The 22,399-nt window shown below is 50.1% G+C and carries 20 protein-coding genes, 1 tRNA gene and 1 riboswitch; of the genes, 14 read left to right on the forward strand and 7 right to left on the reverse strand.

Annotation, left to right across the window (positions count from 1 at the left end; all coding sequences use genetic code 11):
* The first annotated feature begins 39 nt into the window (after window positions 1-39).
* The 7 genes from fmt (at window position 40) to hisG (ending at window position 6,339) form a co-directional block, all read left to right on the forward strand.
* Entirely contained in the window at window positions 40-969 is a 930-nt protein-coding gene (fmt, locus tag EZJ44_RS03225; protein WP_131280046.1) for a methionyl-tRNA formyltransferase, read from the forward strand.
* Window positions 970-974: 5 nt separating this feature from the next.
* Complete coding sequence (locus EZJ44_RS03230; RefSeq protein WP_131280048.1) at window positions 975-2,414, forward strand: RsmB/NOP family class I SAM-dependent RNA methyltransferase; 1,440 nt, start codon at window positions 975-977, stop codon at window positions 2,412-2,414.
* 27 nt (window positions 2,415-2,441) lie between these two features.
* Complete coding sequence (gene rpe, locus EZJ44_RS03235) at window positions 2,442-3,107, forward strand: ribulose-phosphate 3-epimerase (protein WP_131280050.1); 666 nt, start codon at window positions 2,442-2,444, stop codon at window positions 3,105-3,107.
* Window positions 3,108-3,201: 94 nt separating this feature from the next.
* A riboswitch (FMN riboswitch) is annotated at window positions 3,202-3,330 on the forward strand.
* Between the two features lie 64 nt (window positions 3,331-3,394).
* Window positions 3,395-4,165, forward strand: coding sequence for an ABC transporter permease (locus EZJ44_RS03240; RefSeq protein WP_241658568.1), 771 nt, complete (start codon window positions 3,395-3,397; stop codon window positions 4,163-4,165).
* 8 nt (window positions 4,166-4,173) lie between these two features.
* Window positions 4,174-5,178 (forward strand): ABC transporter substrate-binding protein, encoded by a 1,005-nt coding sequence (locus tag EZJ44_RS03245; protein ID WP_131280052.1) that lies wholly within the window; start codon window positions 4,174-4,176, stop codon window positions 5,176-5,178.
* Window positions 5,179-5,212: 34 nt separating this feature from the next.
* On the forward strand, window positions 5,213-5,476 hold the full coding sequence (locus tag EZJ44_RS03250) for a phosphoribosyl-ATP diphosphatase (RefSeq protein ID WP_131280054.1): 264 nt from the start codon (window positions 5,213-5,215) through the stop codon (window positions 5,474-5,476).
* A 17-nt stretch (window positions 5,477-5,493) separates the two neighbouring features.
* Window positions 5,494-6,339, forward strand: coding sequence for an ATP phosphoribosyltransferase (gene hisG / locus EZJ44_RS03255; RefSeq protein ID WP_131280056.1), 846 nt, complete (start codon window positions 5,494-5,496; stop codon window positions 6,337-6,339).
* Window positions 6,340-6,453: 114 nt separating this feature from the next.
* Here the strand turns inward: hisG and EZJ44_RS03260 are convergent, their stop codons facing one another.
* Window positions 6,454-7,551: a DUF3866 family protein gene (locus EZJ44_RS03260; protein ID WP_131280058.1), complete on the reverse strand. Its 1,098-nt coding sequence runs from the start codon at window positions 7,549-7,551 to the stop codon at window positions 6,454-6,456.
* 31 nt (window positions 7,552-7,582) lie between these two features.
* Here EZJ44_RS03260 and EZJ44_RS03265 point away from each other — a divergent pair, with 31 nt between their 5' ends.
* The 6 genes from EZJ44_RS03265 (at window position 7,583) to lnt (ending at window position 15,304) form a co-directional block, all read left to right on the forward strand.
* Entirely contained in the window at window positions 7,583-8,590 is a 1,008-nt protein-coding gene (locus EZJ44_RS03265; protein ID WP_131280060.1) for a WYL domain-containing protein, read from the forward strand.
* Entirely contained in the window at window positions 8,590-9,567 is a 978-nt protein-coding gene (locus EZJ44_RS03270; RefSeq protein ID WP_131280061.1) for a helix-turn-helix transcriptional regulator, read from the forward strand. The genes EZJ44_RS03265 and EZJ44_RS03270 overlap by 1 nt, the downstream gene beginning before the upstream one ends.
* Window positions 9,564-9,935 carry a hypothetical protein gene (locus EZJ44_RS03275; protein ID WP_131280063.1) on the forward strand — a complete coding sequence of 124 codons (372 nt, stop codon included), beginning with the start codon at window positions 9,564-9,566 and terminating at the stop codon, window positions 9,933-9,935. The genes EZJ44_RS03270 and EZJ44_RS03275 overlap by 4 nt, the downstream gene beginning before the upstream one ends.
* The gene (locus EZJ44_RS03280; protein ID WP_131280065.1) at window positions 9,932-10,843 is read left to right on the forward strand and encodes a diacylglycerol/lipid kinase family protein; all 912 of its coding nucleotides are present in this window, start codon (window positions 9,932-9,934) and stop codon (window positions 10,841-10,843) included. Before EZJ44_RS03275 ends, EZJ44_RS03280 begins: the two co-directional genes overlap by 4 nt.
* 7 nt (window positions 10,844-10,850) lie before the next feature.
* Entirely contained in the window at window positions 10,851-13,463 is a 2,613-nt protein-coding gene (locus EZJ44_RS03285; protein ID WP_131280067.1) for a DEAD/DEAH box helicase, read from the forward strand.
* A 254-nt stretch (window positions 13,464-13,717) separates the two neighbouring features.
* Window positions 13,718-15,304 (forward strand): apolipoprotein N-acyltransferase, encoded by a 1,587-nt coding sequence (lnt, locus tag EZJ44_RS03290; protein ID WP_131280069.1) that lies wholly within the window; start codon window positions 13,718-13,720, stop codon window positions 15,302-15,304.
* 90 nt (window positions 15,305-15,394) lie between these two features.
* On the opposite strand, the gene EZJ44_RS03295 is transcribed toward lnt, so the two are convergent.
* From EZJ44_RS03295 to pepN, 5 genes are all read right to left on the reverse strand, one after another.
* The gene (locus EZJ44_RS03295; RefSeq protein WP_131280071.1) at window positions 15,395-15,754 is read right to left on the reverse strand and encodes an RNA polymerase-binding protein RbpA; all 360 of its coding nucleotides are present in this window, start codon (window positions 15,752-15,754) and stop codon (window positions 15,395-15,397) included.
* 249 nt (window positions 15,755-16,003) lie between these two features.
* Window positions 16,004-16,525, reverse strand: coding sequence for a MerR family transcriptional regulator (locus tag EZJ44_RS03300; protein ID WP_131280350.1), 522 nt, complete (start codon window positions 16,523-16,525; stop codon window positions 16,004-16,006).
* 238 nt (window positions 16,526-16,763) lie between these two features.
* Entirely contained in the window at window positions 16,764-17,513 is a 750-nt protein-coding gene (gene ftsR / locus EZJ44_RS03305; protein WP_131280074.1) for a transcriptional regulator FtsR, read from the reverse strand.
* Complete coding sequence (locus EZJ44_RS03310; RefSeq protein WP_131280076.1) at window positions 17,510-17,968, reverse strand: FHA domain-containing protein; 459 nt, start codon at window positions 17,966-17,968, stop codon at window positions 17,510-17,512. The genes ftsR and EZJ44_RS03310 overlap by 4 nt, the downstream gene beginning before the upstream one ends.
* Window positions 17,969-18,079: 111 nt before the next feature.
* On the reverse strand, window positions 18,080-20,620 hold the full coding sequence (pepN, locus tag EZJ44_RS03315) for an aminopeptidase N (RefSeq protein ID WP_131280079.1): 2,541 nt from the start codon (window positions 20,618-20,620) through the stop codon (window positions 18,080-18,082).
* 121 nt (window positions 20,621-20,741) lie between these two features.
* On the opposite strand from pepN, the gene EZJ44_RS03320 reads away from it, so the two are divergent.
* A tRNA-Pro gene (locus tag EZJ44_RS03320) sits at window positions 20,742-20,815 on the forward strand.
* Between the two features lie 104 nt (window positions 20,816-20,919).
* Here EZJ44_RS03320 and der read toward each other — a convergent pair.
* A complete protein-coding gene (der, locus tag EZJ44_RS03325) occupies window positions 20,920-22,395 on the reverse strand; it encodes a ribosome biogenesis GTPase Der (RefSeq protein WP_131280352.1) in 1,476 nt (491 codons plus the stop codon).
* Window positions 22,396-22,399 lie beyond the last annotated feature (4 nt).

Consider the following 22,399-nt stretch of genomic DNA (forward strand, 5'->3'; position numbering starts at 1 on the left):
GTCTTTGGTGAATAGTAGAGAAGGAAATAGACTAATACCGTGCGTATATTGTTTGCTGGAACGCCAGATACCGCCGTTCCGTCCCTAGAAAAGCTTCATTCCGAACATGAAGTGCTCGCCGTTTTGACGCGGGCACCAGCAAAAGTTGGACGCAAGCGTGAGTTGCGAAAATCTGCCGTACACGAAGCCGCCGAGGAACTCGGACTGCCCGTATATACGCCGGCCTCGTTAAAAGATGAGCAAGTGGAAGAAATGCTTGCAAACTATGCGCCTGATGCGATCGCCGTCGTCGCGTATGGCTTGCTCATTCCCAAGAAACTTCTTGAGCTTCCTCGCTTGGGATGGTTTAACCTGCATTTTTCTTTGTTGCCGCGATGGCGAGGAGCTTCACCCGTGCAAGCAGCCTTAGCTGCGGGGGATGAGTCTACCGGAACAACAATTTTCAAGATTGACGCTGGCTTGGACACTGGCCCAATAGTGGCAAGTAAAGAACGCCCGATACCACCAGCTGCCAATGCACAAGATCTGCTCGAGATTCTAGCTCAAGAAGGAGCACAGCATCTTGCTGAAGTATTCGCGCAACTAGCTCAAGGTGACGTATCGCTTTACGAGCAAGTTGGTGAGCCTAGTTATGCTGGTTTGTTGCGAGCCCGTGACGGCGAAATTAATTGGCATCGAACTGCTATTGAGATTTACAACCAGATTCGCGGTATGAATCCCGAGCCTGGCACGTGGTCTACATTGGGGGGCCAACGAATCAAGATTCTTGGCGCAACAATATCGGAATCAGCGATTGAGCCGGGAGTTATTGTGCCTGGCAAAGTAGTTCGCGTTGGCACCGCTACTAAGGCTCTCGAACTGGACATAGTAGCGCCAGCAGGTAAACGACCGATGGATGCACAAGCATGGGGACGTGGACTCAAAGGCGACCGTCTCGAGTTCGATGCTTATTCACAGATTGAAGAATGAGATCAATGAGTAATACACAACCAAAGAACTGGCGTCCCGGTCGGAGTTCTTCCGATCCTGCGCGAGAAGTTGTATTTGAGACGCTTTTAGCAGTTGCGGAAGACGACGCGTATGCGAATCTGGAGTTGCCAAAATCGATTCGTCGTGCTCGACTTAATAAGCAAGATGCAGCCTATGCTACGAACTTGTGTTACGGCACTTTGCGATTTCAAGGTCGCTGGGATGCAATCATCGCGCATGGCACAGCGGGGCGCGCGATTGACACTTTAGATCTTCCTGTTCTCGTATTGCTGAGAATGGGAACGCATCAGCTCTTGGAATTCGATACGCCAGCGCATGCAGCAATTTATGAGACAGTGAAACTGGCGCGCAACACTCTCGGTTCGGGTGCCTCTGGATTCATAAACGCGGTGCTGAGGCGAGTGTCAGAACGCAGCCTCGCCCAATGGCAGGCGGTGCTACGCGAAGACTTCGGGGGGAAGACGTCGTCGCTCGGATTTATAGCTACGTGGTTTTCCCATCCGGAATGGATCGTACGAGTGCTTGCGAAGTCTCTCTTAGCAAACGGGCGCTCAAAGAAAGACATTATTTCGGTACTCAAGGCAGACAATGCACCAGCTGATGTGGCTTTAGTGGCGCGGGAGATTTCAACAGACGAGCTTTGTCGAGATATTGAACGTGGACGAATGCAATGCGATCAAGGCAAACTTGTAGATTCAGCTGTGCTGTTGCGCGGCGGTGATCCACATAGAGTTTTTGCAGTTCAAGATTTACAAGCGGGCGTGCAAGACGAAGGATCACAACTGGTTGCGCGCGCTTTTGCGGCGACACCAATTGATGGAAAAGATGAGCTGTGGCTGGATATGTGTGCTGGGCCTGGTGGCAAAACAGCTACGCTTGCCGCAATAGCAGCACAACGCGGGGTCAAGATCCATGCCAACGAACCTCACGAACACCGTTTGGATCTCGTTCAATCGGCTATTGAGCCTTGGGACGATATCGTGGCTCTGCGACTCGGAGACGGACGCGAAATCGGCGATCTTGAGCCTCAATGTTACGATCGTATTTTGGTTGATGCGCCATGCACGGGAATCGGCGCACTCCGGCGTCGTCCCGAAGCGCGGTGGCGCAAAGCTGCCGGAGATGCAGTTGATCTGACGCATCTACAGTCGGAGCTATTGGAATCCGCTTGGAAAGCTGTGCGCAGTGGCGGAATCGTGGCGTATTCAACTTGTTCTCCTCATTTGGCAGAGACTCGGGATATTGTGAAGAATTTTCTTGACCAGCACGCAGACGCTGAGCTTCTCGACGGACCTGCTATCGCTGCCAGAGAAGCAAAGCTGGATAATCTGGGACATGAAAAGCAAATACAATTGTGGCCTGACCTGCACTTTTCGGATGCCATGTATATGGCGATCATCCGTAAATCTGAAACTGCTTCGTAACGCCTTCTTACACGCTAGGATATAACTGTGGAAACGAGAATCAGCCCCTCAATTTTGAATTGCGATTTTTCAGATCTCAAAGGTGAACTGAACAAGATTCGTAACGCCGATTGGGTGCATGTTGACGTGATGGACAATCATTTTGTGCCTAATCTTTCGCTTGGTTTGCCGGTTGTTGAGTCAATTGTTGGTGTTTCACCAATACCAGTGGATTGCCATCTGATGATTGAAAATCCTGATGTGTGGGCACCGAAATATGCTGAGGCAGGTGCGAAATCGGTAACTTTTCATGCCGAGGCAGCTACGGCGCCACTGAGGTTGGCCCGCGAACTGCGAAAACTCAATACTCGGGCTGGTATCGCTCTGCGTCCGGCTACGCCGATTGAGCCTTATCTCGACATCCTCGATGAATTCGACATGATCCTCATCATGACTGTAGAACCTGGCTTTGGCGGGCAAAAATTCATTTCATCAATGATGAATAAGTTGCGTAAGACTCGCGAAGCCGTCGACAAAACTGGTCTTGACGTTTGGATACAGGTTGATGGCGGCATTTCGCGCCAAACAATCGAGATTGCAGCCGAAGCGGGTGCCGATACATTCGTGGCAGGTTCGGCTGTATATGCTGCTGAGGATGCATATGCGGAAGTAGAGCAGTTGCGAAATTTGGCGAAGCAACACCACCATAGCTGAGGGGCAGAGGCGCACAGACACCGATGTAACGGTTGCCTTGAACGTGGCAAGATTTCTTTTTCAGTAGTTTTGTGATATTAGTTGAAACTGTACAGAAGTGCTCCAGGGTCAGTGAAAGTCTGAACCGGCGGTGATAGTCCGCGACCCGTATATCGTCAGATATACGGTTGAAAAGGTGAAATTCCTTTACCGACGGTAAAAGTCCGGATGGGAGGCGCACGATTTTAGCGAAATTTTATTTCGCTTATTTTGTGGTTCATTCCTGGTGCTCTATGGAAAATTGAGAAATGGAATCTGGAATGGGCAAACATCGGTGGATCGCACCAGTCGTGTTCGGTTTACTGCTGCTGATATTGTGGGCGGTATTGACGCAAACCAACGTCGTTGCCGAATATCTTTTGCCTAGTCCACAGGCGGTATTCGACAGCTTTTTCGGTGGTTTTAGTAACGGACATCTAGCAAGTTCACTGTGGCAAACGCTACGGGAAGCTTTGCTCGGATGCCTTGCTGCTGCGGTATGCGGTGTTCCGCTTGGTCTTGCGATTGCGCACTTCGATATTCTCAGTAGAACTATAGAGCCCTATTTGGCTGCATCACAGGCAATACCCGCTGTGGCAGTGGCTCCATTATTGGTCTCGTGGATCGGCTACGGTAGCGCACCGATTATTACATTGTGCGCGGTTATGGTGATATTCCCAATTATCATTAATACTGCGGTTGGTGTGCGATCCTTGGATCCAGATCTTATCGGAGCTGCCCGTCTCGACGGTTGTAGCGGTTGGACTCTCTTGTTGAGAATCGAGCTTCCGCTGGCAGCGCCCTACATTATGGCAGGACTTCGTACAGGGTTCACACTCGCAATGACAGGTGCGGTTGTAGGAGAGATGGTTATCGGCGGACAGCGAGGACTCGGGATAGAACTCGTGACCGCGCAGCATTTGAACGATACTCCGGCAATGTTCGCCACGATTTTTCTACTGTCGATTGTGGCTGTGGGCTTGTACTTAACCCTTAGAACTGCCGAAACACGTATCGTTCGCGCAGTTTCTGAAAGATAGGATCAGAAATGAAAAGACTAGTTGCAGCTATCGTGGTACTCATCTTTGCGATGGTGGGATGCTCTCAGACCACACAAAATACAACGCAAACGAGTGATGCTCAAGGAACAGCATTCACGGTGGGCTTGACCTACATCCCTGATGTTCAATTCGCACCAGTGTACATCGCCGAGAAAAAGGGATATTTCAAGGAAGCTGGCCTCAACGTCACCTTGCGCCATCACGGAGCACAAGAAAGCCTTTTCGGAGCATTGCAATCGGGGGAGGAAGACGTCGTATTTGCTGGTGGCGATGAAATGATGCAGGCTCGTTCCACCGGAATTGACGTGGTCAATTGGGCCACAATGTATCAAAAGTACCCAGTGGTAGTGATTGCGCCAAAAGAGTCAGGAATAAGCAAATGGTCTGATTTGACAGGGAAATCGATTGGACTACCTGGGCCTTATGGAGAAAATTATTTTGCGCTTTTAGCTGGACTTGAAAAGAACGGTTTGAAGAACAAAGTAAAGATTGAATACATCGGCTATACGCAGGCTGCTGCTCTCAAAGAAAAGAAAGTTGACGCCGTCGTCGGATTCTCGAATAACGATACGGTTGCACTACAAAACGCGGGCGTCAATATTACTTCATTTTCTATTGTCGACGGCGGTGAGCCTCCGTTGGTAGGCGTCGGGTTTGGCTCCCTTGCTGGAAAGATAAACGTCGATGCATACGCGAAATTCCTTGATGCGATCCAGCGTGGCGTTGCTTTTGCCGCTGAGGATCCACAGGCAGCTCTCGATATTGTGCGCGAGTATGTGCCGTCTTTGCAAGATGCAAAGCAACGTGCTTTAGCTCAGAAGGTACTCGAAGCGACCGTGAAATTGTATGGAAACACAAGTGATTTTGGCGCTCAGAATCCTCAAATGTGGAGCGCTATGTCTACGTTCATGGAAAGCGCGGGCATCGTGAAGACATCTGTGGAAGCGAAAAAGGCTTATACCGAGGACGTTCTTAACAAACGAAACAAGTAGTTGAAGATTTCAACGGCAGAGTATGGTGGTAGACATGAAGAATTTTGACGAGCTCTACGCTGAGCTACAAGAGAAAGCTAACAGGGCTGATCCGCAGTCAGGAACGGTGAAAGAACTCGATAAGGGCGTTCATTTCATCGGAAAGAAGATTGCTGAAGAAGCTGGGGAAGTGTGGATCGCGGCAGAATATCAATCCGACGACGAGCTCGCTGAAGAGATCTCGCAACTGATCTACCACGCACAGGTCATGATGATTGCTAGGGGAATAACTCCGAACGATATTTATCGGTATCTCTAAAGAAAGAGGCGAAAACGATGTTGCGTATTGCAGTGCCCAATAAGGGCGCATTATCGGAACCAGCATCTCAAATGCTTAAAGAGGCTGGGTATCGCCAGCGGCGAGAGTCACGCGAACTCGTGTTATTTGACGAAGAAAACGATGTTGAGTTTTTCTTTATTCGTCCGCGTGACGTTGCGGTTTATGTGGGAGCAGGAACTGTAGACGTCGGGATCACCGGTCGCGATCTGCTATTGGATTCTGGGGCTAATGCTGTTGAACATCGTTGCTTGGGATTTGCACGCTCGACTTTCCGTTTTGCAGCGCCAGGCGGTGAAGCCATGCAGATTGCAGATCTGGCAGGAAAACGGATTGCTACCTCATACGATTTTTTGCTGAAAACTTACCTCGAGGAGCACGGCGTTCAGGCTCATGTCGTTCATCTTGATGGGGCAGTGGAGTCCTCGGTGCGATTGGGTATTGCCGACGCGATTGCAGATGTAGTTGAAACAGGTTCGACACTCCGCGCAGCAGGATTGCACGTGTTTGGAGAGCCATTGTTGCGCTCAGAGGCTGTACTTATTCGTAATGCAAATGCTGAGATTTCTCGCGAGCTAAAGATTCTTGACGGACGTCTCGAAGGCGTGATTGTTGCCCGTGGCTATGTGCTCATTGACTATGACTGCAAAGAAGAAATACTCAGTGAAGCTGTGAAGCTTACACCGGGTTTCCAGTCGCCAACGATCTCTCCCTTGCACGACGACGGTTGGGTAGCGGTTCGATCTATGGTTCCCAAAAAGGACATGAACCGGGTGATGGATGAGCTATATGCGGCTGGTGCACGTGGGATCATCGTCACGCCGCTATTGACATCGCGAATTTAGGGACTTAGCTGTGCTACCAAGATACTTGATAGTTAATGTTGAGTTACTTGGTCGCACGTTGGGGGTGGTTTGAGTACAAGCATTTGGCTTGTACTCAAACCACCCCCAACGTAACTATTTCATGAGTTCTTCACCGACGTATCGGCCGGCAGCTGCCGCTGCTATGAAGTTGATTGTGTCCTGAGAAAGATTACGGCCCATTGTGCGCAGCGAATAGGGCGAGTTCTCAAGCATTTCACATAAGCCGTGGGAATCAATCTCTTTAATGTTCAAGTGAGAATATGCTTTGAGTTCCTCGAGCTGTGAGTCAATGAGCTCGCCGAGTTTGGTTTCGACGTAACATGCATCGAGTGCTGGTGTTGGCACAATACAAGGGTGGGTGACTATATCTTGCAAAATCCGCATACTGTGGTGTGAAATTCCAAAGTGTCGATCTCGTTGATCCGCTTCAGACATTCGTAGTGCGGCAACTGGTGTGCCACCAAGGATTCCGGCGGCATTCAGTGCTTCACCGATAGAAGTACCGGAAAATCCCCATCGGGTGCCAGTGCCAAGGTTGCCTGGACCTTGCGCGATAACTGCAACATCGGCGTCCCACACGTGTTTGGCAGCAAGCAGACCTGTGTAAATATTGACTGCTTCTAGATCGCCGCCGAAGGCTTGTCCACAGGAAATTGTGCCGAGGATATCGCCGTTTTCACGCATCCGGTATGCGAGTTGGGAAAACCACGCAGGTAAGGCCCCGCCGTCGCCCATCACATATGCGATTCGCGCATGCGGTGCTTTTTCTCTGATCGCGCCAACAATGGCAGGCAGTGCTGAATGAAGGTCTGCTCCAATTACATGCATACCGTCGATATGCTGGGCATCAGCAAGGATATGATGATAGGCAGATTCTTGTTCGTCAACGCCTTGTACCATGTACTGAGTGGGCGAATAACGATTCTTCACTATGTGTCCAGGATGTGGAGGTGGATCGGCAGGCAGACGATCTGGAATTGCCACCACAAACATATATCCACCCGTGCCAAGACCGCGTTTAACTGCAGCAGCTGAAACGAGCACTGTATCGCCGATTTCAGGAGTGCCTACCATCAGATAATATGCGAGTGCTTTTCCGGTGGTGCCGTCGTCGAGAAGAATATGGTACTCACCTGCATCGCCCCACGAATGGACGAACTGAGTAATTTTGCCTTGCCGCCAAATAATCACATATTTAGTTTAGTGCACTAAAATAGGCAATATGGCAAACAACGAAGAAAATCGTACAGGAGAGCGCAGAATCACGCTCGCGCTATACCTGATGGAACGCAAGGCTTCGTTCGAAGATATTCGTGCTTTGCCCGTCTACCGTGAGCTTTTCGAAGGGAAATCTTACGATGCCTTCCGCGACATGGTGGAAAAAGACATCAAGGTTTTACGCGATTCTAGCTACGTCGTCGAACAGGCGCTTAATAAACAGGGCGAATATAAATATTGGATCAACAATTCTGCTGGTATTCGAGTTGATGCCCACGGATCGGATCTGAGCGTACTGTACGGCGTGCTCGGGCACAAAGGACGGAGCGATGCCGAACAATTTATGCAGATGGGCGTGCACAAACTGCTCGCCGATACTGCCAGCGCTGAGCAATCAAGTGTATTTCGCGCAAATATGCCGCGAGGAGAGTTTATCACCGAGATAGCCAATGCGTTGCAGTACCATCAGCTGATCGAATTTCGCTATCAGTCCACCACGAAAAATGCGCAAGCATTGTATGTAGTGCAACCGCAGAAAATTCATGTTCACTTTGAATCGTTTTATTTTTCAGGCTGGGAAGTGAGTGTAGACGGCGTTGCTACCGGCGCTCAGCGCGTTTATAAAGTTTCGCGCATACAAAGTACTCCCAAATTGTTGAAAGACGGCGGTGCTGCTTTAGGTAGCAAATACAGCAATAACACGGATCAGCTATTAGATTCGGTAGCGGACACCTCGGCAGATGCGTCGGCAGCTTTTAGCGCGGTGCAAGCCACAGTTCTTATCAAGGATGGAACGTGTGCTCCCTTTGCAGCGATGGCAAGTGAAGAGTTGGAAGCACCCGCAGGATATCAGCGCTTAGAATTTAGTGACATTGATAAGCATGAACTCTTTGATTACCTGATATTTTACGGAACGGATGCCTACCTTGAAGCACCAGTAGTTTTGCGTCAAGAGTTTATAGATCGTATGCGTTATTTGGTCACTCTTGGTAGTGCAGAAGGTGATTGCTGATGGTGGATCTCTCCCTTGCCCTCAAGGTTTCAGTTCTTTCGTATGTGCAAAGCCATGGTCCGATTACGCTAGGTGAGTTAGCTGCGCATTTTCATCGATCTGTGTCGCAAATGCACAAGGAACTCAAAGAACTTTTCGTGGTGGAACTCGTCGATTCTGAGGGCGGGTTTGTTTCGTCGGTGCCGATTTCAATTGAACTTGAGCCAGATCCGGACGGAATCGTTTCAGTGTCACAACTGGAGGAGCTAGCGCCACCGCTTTTCACGCTGGCGGAAATTATCGCGTTACTGGGAGCGATCGATTATTTGCTCAGCGCCGCTCAAGAAATGCAGCGACGTTCCTTGCTGCATCTGCGTGCAATACTAGTTGATGCCGCACAACAGGCAGGTTTTGGCTCGGCGCTTTGGCCTGCTCCCAGCATCGTTTATTCCCAAGAAGTCACGGGATTATTCGACCAAGCAATTTCGCAACGCCAAAAAGTTTCGTTCCGCTATTGGAAAGCTAACCGAGGCATGAGAGCAGAGTCAGTTACGGTTTGCGGATTTCCAGTGGCAATCGATTCGGGTCACCATCCGCTTGTTGATGTATTTGATGATGAACATGCAGCGATTCACTCGTATCGTTTGGATCGCATTGCCGATGTCTCGATTTCAAACGATGTACTTCCTGCGAAGGCATTTCAGCATGCCCAACGAATGGCGAAGAACGAAACAATGGAATTTACCGGGCATGATGTGGTCATTCGGTGCGCACCTAGCGCACGATGGCTTGCGGAATCAGTTCCCAATGTTCGCTCGGCTGCTGACGACGGCGAATTAGTAATTACGCTACCAATTGCGAATCGTGGGTGGTTACGATCTGTGCTAGTGCAGCTTGGCAGCGCAGTGCACAGCCTCGAACCACGGTCGTTTTTCGCACAGGACTTCGCTCATATACGCGAGCTTCTTCAATATTATGAGAACATGGAAGCACGATGATTATATTTTGGATTTTGTTTATTGGGCTTGGTGCTCTGAGCACATATTTGATCATCTTGCTTATCGGATTGTGGACGTCGGTGCGCGAGCTTTTTGCCGCGGGGAGCGGATTTGCAGCAGCATTTTCAACTCATGCGCTTCCGCATATCCGACACTACGTTCGCTCTCGCTCCGTTTTTGAATCACCAGATCGGCGTAGCCTTGCGGCAGTAAAACACAGAGAAGTCGTGGAAGAACGACGAGAGATTCGCGCGCACAAACTTGATCGCGCGGTGCGACGCTGGGATCAACCCGAAGATTTTGAAACCAGATTCAGCGCGCAACGGCGCGAAGCAGCTAGGAAAATTCGGGAGGAAAACCGAAAGTGATTATTGGAATTGCGCTAAATCCTGAATCAGGAGCAGGACGAGCGGAAAAATATCGCTCTCAGTTGCTTAAAGTGGTTGAAGAGTATCCGATCGACGTCGTTTGGCTGGCTGCTGAAAATGCTGAGGAAGCATTGACGAAAATGCGTTCCGCGGTGATGAGCGGCGAACTTGATGCGCTCGTCGTCGTTGGTGGCGATGGAATGATACACTTTGGCGTCGAGGCGGTTGGCGACTCAGGGATTCCGCTTGGAATCGTGGCGGCAGGATCTGGAAACGATATCGCGCGCGAGTTTAAGCTGCCAATTCATAATATGGAAGACTCGCTCCATCAGGTTATTACCTCGCTGTTTGCGCGCAGATATTATGAAGTCGATGCGCTTGAGATTGAGTCGGCAGAGGGCATTAAGCGTGCTATGGCGATTGTGAGTCTTGGTCTCGATGCAGATGTTAATGAGCGCACGAACAGGATGAAATGGCCGCGCGGAAATCTGCGTTACGTACGAGCTATTGGTCAAAGCGTTCGAAACTATCAACCGTATGGCGTGAAAATTTCGGCTAATGGGCATACCGGCGTCGGTTCCATGACCCTTCTTTGCGTGGCGAATACGCGTTATGCGGGCGGAGGTTTTGCACTTGCGCCAAGGGCTAAACCAAACGATGGACTTCTCGATGTGGTGATTGCGCGAGGCCTTACGCTAGCCGAATTTGGCTCGCTATTGCCAAAGCTTGCTGTGGCAAAGCACACGGCAGATGAACGTGTGCACTGTTTCCGAACTTCTGAAATTACGGTAGAAGCGGATACTTGTTATGGCGAGCATCCGCCTGCCGTGATGGCTGACGGCGAGTACATCTGCAAGCTTCCGGCCACGATTCGCGTTCGACCACGAGCGATCAAACTAGCATTGTAAGGCAATAATGCGCGATTTCATTACTGAAAATTTCCTCGATAACTTTCGCAGTCGTGGCATTGAACTTGATGATTTTCAAAAAGAAGCAATGGCGGCGCTGGCTGGCGATTCGGATGTTCTCGTATGCGCCCCAACTGGTTCTGGCAAGACGGTTGTTGCGCAGTATGCCATTGAATTGGCCTTAGCGAAGGGCGTGCGCTGCATTTATACCGCGCCGATTAAAGCGCTTTCGAATCAGAAGTACCGCGAATTTGCCCAGAGCTTAGGTGGCGATACCGTGGGCTTGCTTACCGGCGATACCACGATCAACCGTGATGCGCAGGTGTTGGTTGTCACCACCGAAGTTTTACGCAATATGTTGTTTTTGCGTGACAACGGAATTGCCGATATCGGTTACGTGGTGCTTGACGAGGTACATTATCTCTCAGATAAAGTGCGTGGACCGGTGTGGGAAGAAATTATCCTCCAGTTGCCCAGCCATATTCGTCTCGTTTCACTTTCGGCTACCATCGCCAACATCGAGGAATTCTCTCATTGGTTGCGTTCCGTGCGAGGTAGAACGACGACGGTTACCAGTTTTCACCGTCCTGTGCCTTTGGAGCAGGCTTTACTTCATAAATCGAAGGTCACCCCAATTTTGGATGCGCAGGGCGAGCTCACTGATCAAGCAGCAAAGCTGATCTCCCACCTCGACAGAGGCGCTGTACGCAACGAGGGGCGACGTCGTGCGCGGAAGGTATCGATTGCGCAGCGCAAACGAGTCATCGCCACTCTCGATGAACATAAATATCTACCGGCTATCGAGTTTATCTTTTCTCGAAAAGGCTGTGACAACGCCGTAAAAGACTTACTGGATGCAGATATCGTTTTGACCGACGCACATCAGCAGAAAGCAATTCGTGCACAGGTCAAAGCCTTGCGCGAGACGCTATCTGATGACGACGCGCGGGCGGTTCGTTTTGGCCTCTGGTCTAAGGCATTAGTGCGGGGCTTTAGTGCACATCATGCGGGAATGTTCCCAGCGATCAAGGAACTCACTGAGAGTTTGATGGTACAAGGTCTGTTGAAGATTGTGTACGCTACGGGCACATTGTCTCTCGGTATAGACATGCCTGTGCGCGCCGTCGTCGTCGAAGACTTGCATAAATGGGACGGAACAGGCTTTTCGGATCTGACTGCAACTGAATACACGCAGCTTATCGGACGCGCTGGAAGGCGAGGTAAAGACGACAAAGGCTATGCGTTTGTGCTGGCATCTGCTGATATAGATCTCAATACCTTGGAACGACTTGCACAAGGCGCGATGGAGCCGCTTGAGTCGGCGTTTTTCCCTTCTTACAACACGGTTGTTAGCTTATTGGCAATTCACGGCCGTGAAGAAGCCCGTGCGATTATGGGAACTTCATTTGCGCAGTTTCAAAAGAATGCCGATTTGGGCCAGATTCAAGGCAGGATTCAGCGTATCCAGCGCCGTATTCGCGAACTAGAAACTGAGTTAGCGGCAAAGTATCCTCATCTTGACGTGGTTGATTATGTGCAACTGCGCCAGCAGGCAGGTCGTGCTTCCAAGGCGCAGCGGCGGACGGCGAAAGAAGAGTATCGGCGTGTTGTTGAGCAAAGTTGGCGCGGAGCCAAAACTGGGCATTTGTATGCTTATGCCCGTGACGGCGAGCTCGAATACGGCGTAGCGCTGTCGGTTTCCAAAACAAAGATTCGGTTAGTGAATGTTTTCGCTGAAATGGTATGGCTGAACTCTTATGAGTTATCATCTGAACTGCGCGATTTAGGCACGATTGAGATGCCTTTCGGAATTTCGCCCAAAGATCCAGCTGTGCGCGAAGACATCGCTCAGTCGATTCTGGATGCAGTAGACGAGCGGTCTGAATTAGGTACGGATCGAGATTTGGTTGATTCGTGGGATCGTTTTGCAGTGAGGGAAAATCCACAGCTCGTGGCGCACAGCGTGCACCAGCATAGCAAACGCAAAGAAATCCTTGCGGACGCCACTGAGTATATGTCGCTGGAGAGCAGACTTTCTGAGCTCAATGTATTAGTTGAAAGTTTTGAAGATTCCGTGGCGAAAGAATTCGATGCCACAGCAGATATTTTGAACTATCTGGGATACCTACAAGATTACTCGCTAGCTGGGGGAGCACATCTGCTGCGAGGAATCCATAACGAATCAGATTTGCTGATCTCGATGTGTTTGAACGAACCGAGTATCAAAGAATTAACGGCGAGTGAATTTGCCGGTATTTGTTCTGCATTTTTGGGTGACCGGAGGCTCGGAAAAGGTTTCCCACGAAAGGCAAAGTTACGCGCAGCCTGGGCGGCGGTTGAGCGGAATTTTGATTATATCAACGATGTTGAATCACGATTCGGAATTCAACGAACTCTCGAGCCAGATCCAGGTGGGGTAGAGGCATTTGTCGATTGGGCAAATGGTGAAAAACTTGACGCCGTATTACTAAAGTCTCATATCGATGTGGGGGATTTTATTAGTGCTTCGCGTCGGTTGTTGGATCTATTAGGCCAGCTCAAAGTAGTTGGATCGGATTTTTGGTTGGGTGATCTCGCGGCAGAAGCTATCACAAAAATCCGGCGTTGGGAATGGCTCTAAAAGCGGATCTGACTTGCATTGAGCCGGTGAGTTCTTTAGCGTATATGTCTAGACGCAGAAATGAAAAATGTGTTTGCAAGCTCCGATGTATCCCGATAGAAAACGCTTATGCGGTCCGAGGGGATGCATGGGAGCTTGTGTCATTTCCTGGGCAACGACGGCGTAATCTCGCCACAGTTACGATATCGGAAAGCGCTGTGATCGTTCGTATGGATGCCTTTTTGAATTAGCATGCTAAACGTTAGAATTTTGGAGTGAGCTTTCCGCGTGTATTGAACTGGATGCCAGCTACCTTGCTGAGTATCTGCGCAGGCGTGGCACTATATTGTGCCGCGCCACCGCTGAATTGGTGGCCGTTGGCATTTCTGGGAGTTGCGTGCCTGTGGTTAGTGAGCAGTGGCGGGCTATTTACGCGCTTTTGTTTGGGAACACTTGCCGGATTTGTTTATTTTTATTTACTGTGTGATTGGGCTGCTCTAGCTGCTCGTACTGAACTTGCACGCTTGGCACTGGCACTAAGTCAAGGTGTGTTTTTCGGCGTGCTCCTCATCGCTTGGACGTATTCGCATCGCGGGTACAAAGATTTCTTAGCGCGCAAACCCTTGGCAGGGATTTTCCTTGTTGCAACCACTGATTCAGTGTTATGGGTGCTGGTTGAGCAATGCCGCGGCATGGTCCCATTTGGAGGAATGCCATGGGGGAGTTTGGGATATTCTTTGGTTGACTCACCTCTGGTCAATCTCAGCCCATGGGGATCTATTCAACTTGTTGATTTTGTAGCTGTATTTTGTGCCGTACTCGCTGCCAATGTTATCTGCGCCTTGCGTGCACGCGCCGTGTTCAGTGCGATTACAGCATTGACTGTACCGCTTGTTGTGCTGATTCTTCCAAGTTTTATCGGGAATGCCGTTCCTGGCTCTGCGAGTGTACGAATCGGCGTAGTACAAGGTAATGTGCCGGACGAATCTAAGCTGGGACCAGGAGAATCTCGCGCACTTATTGTCACACAACATCATGCTCAAGCCACGCGAAAGATTCTTTCGCAGCGCCCGGATATAATTCTTTGGCCAGAGTCCGCTTCGGATCGAGATATTCGCCAAGATCCGGAGGCGAAAAATATTGTGGACACACTCATGAAGGACTCAGGGGGAGTGCCGATTATGCTTGGCACTCAAAAATACGTGGGAGACACGCGTACTAATGACTACGTAGCGATTAATGGCGACGGCGTCGTGGGAACCTATTCCAAACAGCATCCGGTACCTTTCGGCGAGTATCTGCCTTTTCGGACGACGATCGAACGCATAGTTCCCGAAGCGAAGAAGATTTCGGTTGATATGGTGCCTGGAAACAGTGCTGCTCAGCTGAAAGTAAGGGCAGGCAAAACAGATATCGTTGCCGCCGTGCCGATTTGTTTCGAAGTTGCCTATTCGCGGATCGTTGCACAGGGGGCGTTGGGCGCTAATTTGCTGGTAGTACCAACAAATAATGCCTCATTTGGCAGATCTGGCGAACCGTTGCAGCAACTCGCTATGACTCGCTTTCGGGCGATTGAACACGGTAAATCAGCTATTCAAGTGTCTACATCCGGTACGTCGGCGGTTATCTCGGCAAGGGGAGTAGTGCGTTACCAGACGGATCTATTTGAGCAATCAGCCACGGTAATTGATGTTCCCTTGATTTCGACACAAACGGTGGCCACTCGTACCGCTGAATTGCTCGAGTATTTGTGCTTCGCTCTGGGCGTTTTATGCCTTCTTATGCCGACTTATCTGCTTCTTCGGCAGGCGAAGCTTTCTCGTTCGACCCAGTCGCAACCTAAATCAAAACGCAAATCTTGATGGTGGCTGATATAGCTTTGGGTGTTGCCTTGCAAAAAGGCAACACCCAAAATCAGGTTTAAAGGTTAATTACATACAGATAACTGAGTATCATCGCATGCGCTTGTAGAGCTTTCCTTCGCGAAGCAGCGCCAAGCGCTCATCAAGAAGTTCTTGTAATTCTTCTTTCGAGCGCCGCTCGAGCAACATATCCCAGTGTGTACGAACAGGCTTCTGCGTCTTTTCTTCGTCGTCATCTTCTACCTGTGCGCCGATTAGTTTAGCTTCTGAACCACAGCGGCATTCCCATACAGCCGGTGCTTCTGCGTCTGCAGCGAGCGTCACAACAAAACGCTGCTGATTGTCTAGGCATTCGTATGTGACTTCACGACGGTCTACAAGTGCGACGCCGATATCCGACTCTAAAGAATTCGCACCAATTTTCATGCCGCGTAGTGAACGTTCCACCATAAGTCTATGTTTCTCTCTTTTACGAAATATTAGCTTTAACTGATCTAGAGCTAGTCTACCGTATTTCTGGGACGCTCGAAAACGTGCCAATATACACAAGTACGCGCGGACAACGACGATAGTGAAAAGCCGATAATATATATTATGTCAAATTTGCTGATTGGGACAAAAATTTACACTGTAAATGTATTGAAAGATGTCCTGCACTCCACTACTCCCAAGTTTCTGGGTGTGCGCAGAGAAAATATCTCACATTGCGTTGCGTGCGGCACGGCGAGCTGCAAGCTCGTCCACAACTCCGGAATTGCCAGAACCGTCAAGTCGCTCTGTAGGTAGTTCAGACAATGATCCTTCAACTTCACGCCACACACGGCTCAATGCAATACCAAATACGCCTTGGCCAACATTGATGAGGTCAATTACCTCATCATTCGACGTGCACAAATATACTGACGCGCCGTCGGACATTAACGTGATTCCAGCGAGATCATCAACTCCGTGGCTTGAAAGCTGTTCCACTGCGGTGCGGATTTGTTGTAGCGAAACGCCCGTATCGAGCAATCGTTTTACAACTTTAAGTACTAAAATATCGCGGAACGAATAGAGGCGCTGTGATCCTGAGCCCTGTGCTGAACGAATCGTTGGTTCTACAAGACCGGTACGATCCCAGTAATCGAGCTGGCGGTATGTAATACCAACGGCGCGACAAACAGCCGGACCTCGATATCCTGTTTCCATATCAAGATCTGGCAAACCATCTCCGAACAACATTTGTTGTGCTCGCTGCGGATGGACGCCATGCGCGGTTGCGTCACTATTCACGTCAGCCCTCCTTGTTTCCGTCTGACTTCAAGGTTAGACCGGAATTGTCTCGATTTCAACGCTGACACTCTAAGTAATGTTGGCGTGTCGCACCGGAATGTCTAAAGTCATACTTTAAGAAGTTGTTTTGGTGCGGTCGTGAAGAAAATCCAGCCGTAACTTGAATCCGCACTTAGTTTGCCGGAAATTAACGAAGTTCGACGTCAATACTTTCAAGCAAAAGGGCACGGTAAAAGTTGGTGAGCATCGTGCTCAACTCCCCTGTTTCCATGATTACGCGCTCTTTGGCGACGGCATTCTTCTTGGCGCGTTCATTGGCGAGGAGATTTACTAGATTTACGGCATGTGCGTGTGCAGAAGTGCGTACTGATCGCAGGCTTCGCATATCTACACCTACGTCTTTAAGCATTAGTGCATAGCGAACGATGTCAACAGCCTGAGCAGTGAGTCTCCCCCGCGAGTCTTGGGTAAGTAAGCCAGCTGCTACAAAACTTTCGATATCAGCAGTTGATGCACCGGTAAGAGCTGCTAGTTCATCTTTATGAAGGCGAGTTCCGGGACGCGGCGTATGTATATCGTTATCGCGCACAATACGCATTTTGCTTGGATGCTCCGACTCAACTTCACCTGAATCGAGTTGCTTCAGCATCTCTTTAATCTGCGGAAGTGCCGTGTAGCGGTCACGTTGCTCCACCAGGATAAAACGTAGCCGCTCGATGTCCGCATGGGAAAACCTACGCTGATTCGAGTCAGTGCGATGAGGTTGGATTAGATCAACCTGCTCAAAGTACCGAATCTTCGATGAGGCTAAAAAGGGAAACTCGCTGTTCAGAGCCGCAAGCACTTCCCCCATTTTCAACGTTGGTTCGTGCGAAACATCTTGTGGCCAAGTCAGCTTTTCCTCTTGATAAAGTTCTGCTTTGACTTCAGAACTCATTGAGCCACCTTAGGAGAAGCAAAGAAAGTGAGCTGATACTTCCCAATACGTACCTCATCACCGTTAGCCAGCAACGCTTCCTCAACGAGTTTCTGGTTCACGTAGGTTCCGTTGAGCGAATTTGCATCACGCACGTAGAATCGGTTGCCTTCGCGTACGAATGTAGCATGACGGCGTGAAACTGTTACGTCGTCGAGAAAAATATCCGACTTCGGGTGACGTCCAGCAACCGTTTCGTCGTCGTTAAGCAAGAAGCGGGCACCAAAATTCGGACCACGTCGCACGATAAGGAGAGCGGACGACGACGGCAAGGCTTCTATCGCGGCGCGGTCGTCTGCGTCGATACCCTTGATCTCGCCGAATGCGTTAGATGCACCAGCAATAGTGAAACGTGACGTAGACGAAGGATCTTGCGAACCAGCAGGCTGTTGTAAGTTAAACTCTTCGTTTGACATTTCACTCCCCTTACCTTTGTAATTACCTAATCTTATCTTAGATTGCACACTCTTTGTAATGCATCTTCGTACGCAATTTTCTTTTGTCGCAAGTCCATGCTACGTCGCTCGTTATTGCGTTTGAGCCGCAGTTTGTGCTCGGAGTTTGCGGCAATGATCATCGCGGCAATCCAAGATTACCTTTCGCAGAGCTGCCGGAGTGCCTTCCTTGTTCAACCATTTATCTGCATGCTCTAAATCCAGTTCCGCGTGCGGAGAATCGAGGTCAGAGGCAGGATACAAGCCATAAACTATACGTTCGGCTATCTCCTGCGAATAGCGATTCCAGATGTCTTCTATGCAGTCAAAATAATGTGGCAATGCCGCTCGAGCCTCGTCGTCATGAAGCGGGTGTGAGAAACCGTCAACGAGAGCTTGCACATGAGTGTTCGACAGCTCGTTAGCGCTATTGACTAGCAAGCTTGCCGTATGAGCGCGGGTGTTGGGCATGCTCGCACGCGCTTGACGGTACGCGACTTCGTCTGTGGCGCTTGCGCTCTTAGCTAGTTCTGCATCGAGTTCTTCTACTGTAACGTGCGAATGGGCAGCGAGCGCTATCAGTAGTTGCCAACGCAAATCTTGATCCCTGATTCTCGCTAAGCATTCCTTCACGATGTCGCTGTTATTGGGCAATAAACCGCCTACAGCTGCAAGGGTACGCATCCAAATCAGGCTTTGATCGTTTTGAATATCGCCATAGCTACGGATTTGCTCGTGTGCCAGCATAAAGAGTTGTTCGAGCAGTTCGTTGCGCGTAGTGGCTGGCTCGAAATTCTTGATAGAAAATAAGAGCGTTTGTGTGCGTTGGGAAAGCAAGGCTGAGTCTGCCAGTTGAGGCATCGCAGCGACATAAGCGAGGTATTCGCGAGGAGTGATTGCAGCATCCCGAACAGCTTGCCACAGCGCCGTGCTAATTACCGAACGCGACAAATCGTCGTCGACATCCATGGTTAAGAACGCACGAAGCGACTTGGGATCGAACGCGATTTTGGCATAAGTAAGGGAGGCATCGTTTGGCAAAATTGCATCGATCTCTGCTCCCCCAAGCTGATCCCAAGGAATGACGACGTCGGTAGTGAGCTCGATGTCGAGCGCAGCAACGCGGTGCAACTTTTCTTCACTGGCTTTCCAAGCAGAAACCTTAATCCGATGGGGCCTGATGATCTTTTCACCAGTCAGCGGCTCAATTCCTTCTTGGCGAATCATGACGCCGTCTTCGTGGCGTTCAACGGCGAGCGTAGAGACACCCGCTGTTTGTAACCACTGCTGTGCCCAAAAGCGAACGTCCTTACCAGAAGCCTGTTCGAGGGCAATTAACAGATCGTCAAGCGTGGCGTTGCCGAAAGGGTGAGCAGCGAAATATGCGCGTGCTCCAGCGAAGAACGCTTCTTCGCCAACCCATGCCACCAACTGCCGTAGAACGGCAGCTCCTTTGGCATAAGTGATACCGTCAAAGACCTGATCGGCTGCTTCGAGATCCGGTACATCTGCGACAATTGGGTGCGTTGTTGGGTATTGGTCGTTTTGGAGTGCCCAAGCGAGACGCCGCCCCGCGAAACTTTGCCACGCCTCGGTGTATTGCGTTGCTTGCGCACAGCCCCATGCGCCCATAAATTCAGCAAAGGATTCTTTGAGCCATAGATCATCCCACCATCGTGGGGTGGTGTAATCGCCAAACCACATATGAGACATCTCGTGAAGAATCGTATTGGCCCGGCCTTCGCGTTGGGCACGAGTCGATTGACCACGATGAATATATGCTGCTTCATTGAACGTCACGCAGCCGGGATTTTCCATCGCCCCAAGATTGTATTCGGGAACGAATACCGAATCGTACTTTCCCCATGGATAAGAAACACCAAAGGCTGATGGGAATAAGCCAAGACCTTGCTTCGTAACTGTTGAAATATCCTCGAGAGCGAAATACTGAGCTAGAGTGGCGCGGCAATAAAAACCAAGTTTGGTGCGCTGTGAATCGTGCGTGACTTCGTCGTGAAAAGCGACGTAAGGACCAGCAATGAAAGCCGTCAGATAGGTGGACATGCGCGGCGTCGTCGCAAAACTTCTCGTGCAGCACTCCTCGCCGTCGCTGTTGGTAAATATTTCGCTAGAACTTATCTGTTCGCCATTGGACAGCACAGTCCACGAAACCGGGGCACTGATAGAAATATCGAATGTTGCCTTGAGATCGGGCTGTTCAAAGTTTGGAAAAACTCGGCGTGCGTCGGCGGGTTCAAATTGAGTGTAGAGGTATGTTTGCTGGTCAAGTGGGTCTTTGAAACGGTGAAGACCCTCGCCTGACGTTGAATAGATACCAGTGGCTGTTACTTCGACGATGTGCTCCCCTGCGTCAACTTCACCCAGGTGGATACGCGCGCCGTCAAACTGGAAGTCAAGAGCTGTGCCGTCTAGCGTAACTGACTGCACCGAATCGCCGATGAAATCGACGAAGATCGCGCAACTTTTGTTTTGGGAAAATGTAATGCGTGAGTGAGTCTGAAAAGTTGTGGAATCACTAGTAGCTTCCGACACATCAAGATTGATTTGATAAGAGTTGATAAACAGTGCAGAGCTGCGAAATTGTGCTTCGATACGGGAGAGATTTTCAGACATATAATAATTGAATACTGTTTTACTGTGCGGTGCAAATTCCCCTGTCGATTACCACGAATAGGTAAATACGGGCTATTATCGTTGAGTCGAAAGACGGTGTCGTGAGGTTGCCGAGCGACGACGGGCTATGGCGCAGTTTGGTAGCGCACTTGACTGGGGGTCAAGGGGTCGTGGGTTCAAATCCCGCTAGCCCGACGAAAACCCCGAGATATCAACGATTGGTATCTCGGGGTTTTGTTTTGAAACGGCAAAAGGAGCTTGAAAGTCTACTGAGTTCGTCTTGGTAGCTACGATCACAACTACTTGCGTTTTCTCTTTTCGCGCACCCGCACCGAAATTTGAACTGGGCTTCCCTCGAATCCAAACTCTTCGCGCAAACGGCGCTCCAAGAACCGTCGGTAGCCGTGTTCGATGAAACCTGAAGCGAACAGTACGAATTTCGGTGGACGGTTCGCTACTTGGGTACCGAACAAGATTCGAGGCTGTTTACCGCCGCGTACTGGATGTGGATTAGCTGCTGCAATCTCACCTAGGAAAGAATTGAGCTTGCCGGTGGAAACGCGTTTGTCCCACGATTCAAGTGCGGTGTGCATAGCACGGGTCAGCCTATTTGTATGCCAACCAGTTGCAGCAGAAAGGTTCACTCGCTCAACCCAAGGCATCTGTACGAGCTCGCGTTCAATCTCACGGTCGAGCATGAGCCGGCGCTCTTCATCCACAAGATCCCATTTATTGCACACCACAACCATGGCGCGGCCCGAATCAATCACCTGCTGCATGACACGAATATCTTGCTCAGTAAGCTCTTGGGACGCATCAATAAGCACGAGTCCGAGCTCAGCCTTTTCAAGTGCACCTTGAGTGCGCAATGAGGCATAGTAGTCGGCACCATGAGTGAGGTGGACACGACGGCGAATACCTGCGGTGTCCACAAACATCCACTGCTCGCCATCAAGCTCAATGATCTCATCGACTGGGTCACGAGTTGTGCCTGCCAAAGGATCAACCACTACCCGGTTCTCCCCTGCTAGACGGTTAAGCAACGAGGATTTCCCAACGTTCGGACGCCCAATCAGCGCAATGCGCCGTGGACCGTGCTTTGGACGCAATTTCGCAGTTGCTGAGACTTCAGGCAAGACGTCGAGAACGGCGTCGAGAATATCGCCGGTGCCACGACCATGAAGTGCTGAAATCGGATAGGGCTCGCCCAATCCCAGCGACCACAGATACGCGGCGTCAGCTTCTTGGTTCGGAGCATCAACCTTGTTAGCAGCAAGAATTACTGGTTTTCCACTACGACGCAATAACCGCACAATTTGTTCATCGGTGTCAGTAGCGCCAACAGTCGCATCCACAACGAATAGCACGGCATCGGCTTGTTCGATGGCAAATTCTGATTGTTGTGCAACTGATTTATCGATACCGGCTACATCAAGTTCCCAGCCACCAGTGTCAACGAGGGTGAATGTTTTGCCATTCCATTGAGCGTCATAGCGCACGCGATCACGCGTCACTCCCGGTTCGTCCTGTACGACAGCAACACGCTTACCAACGATACGATTCACAAGAGTGGACTTTCCGACGTTCGGACGTCCAACAACAGCAAGAACCGGATAACCTGGATCTTCGTCTTGCGATGAGAATTGAAAATCCTCTTCAAGATAGGCGAGATCTTCGTCGTCGAGCTCGTATTCAGTGAGGAACGACCGCATCATTTCGGCGCGTTGGGCATCGTCTTCTGAATCGAAGTCCTCAAAACTTGGCGCACTCACCATATCG

It is taken from the genome of Arcanobacterium bovis (assembly GCF_004331995.1).
Classification (GTDB): Bacteria; Actinomycetota; Actinomycetes; order Actinomycetales; family Actinomycetaceae; genus Arcanobacterium_A; species Arcanobacterium_A bovis.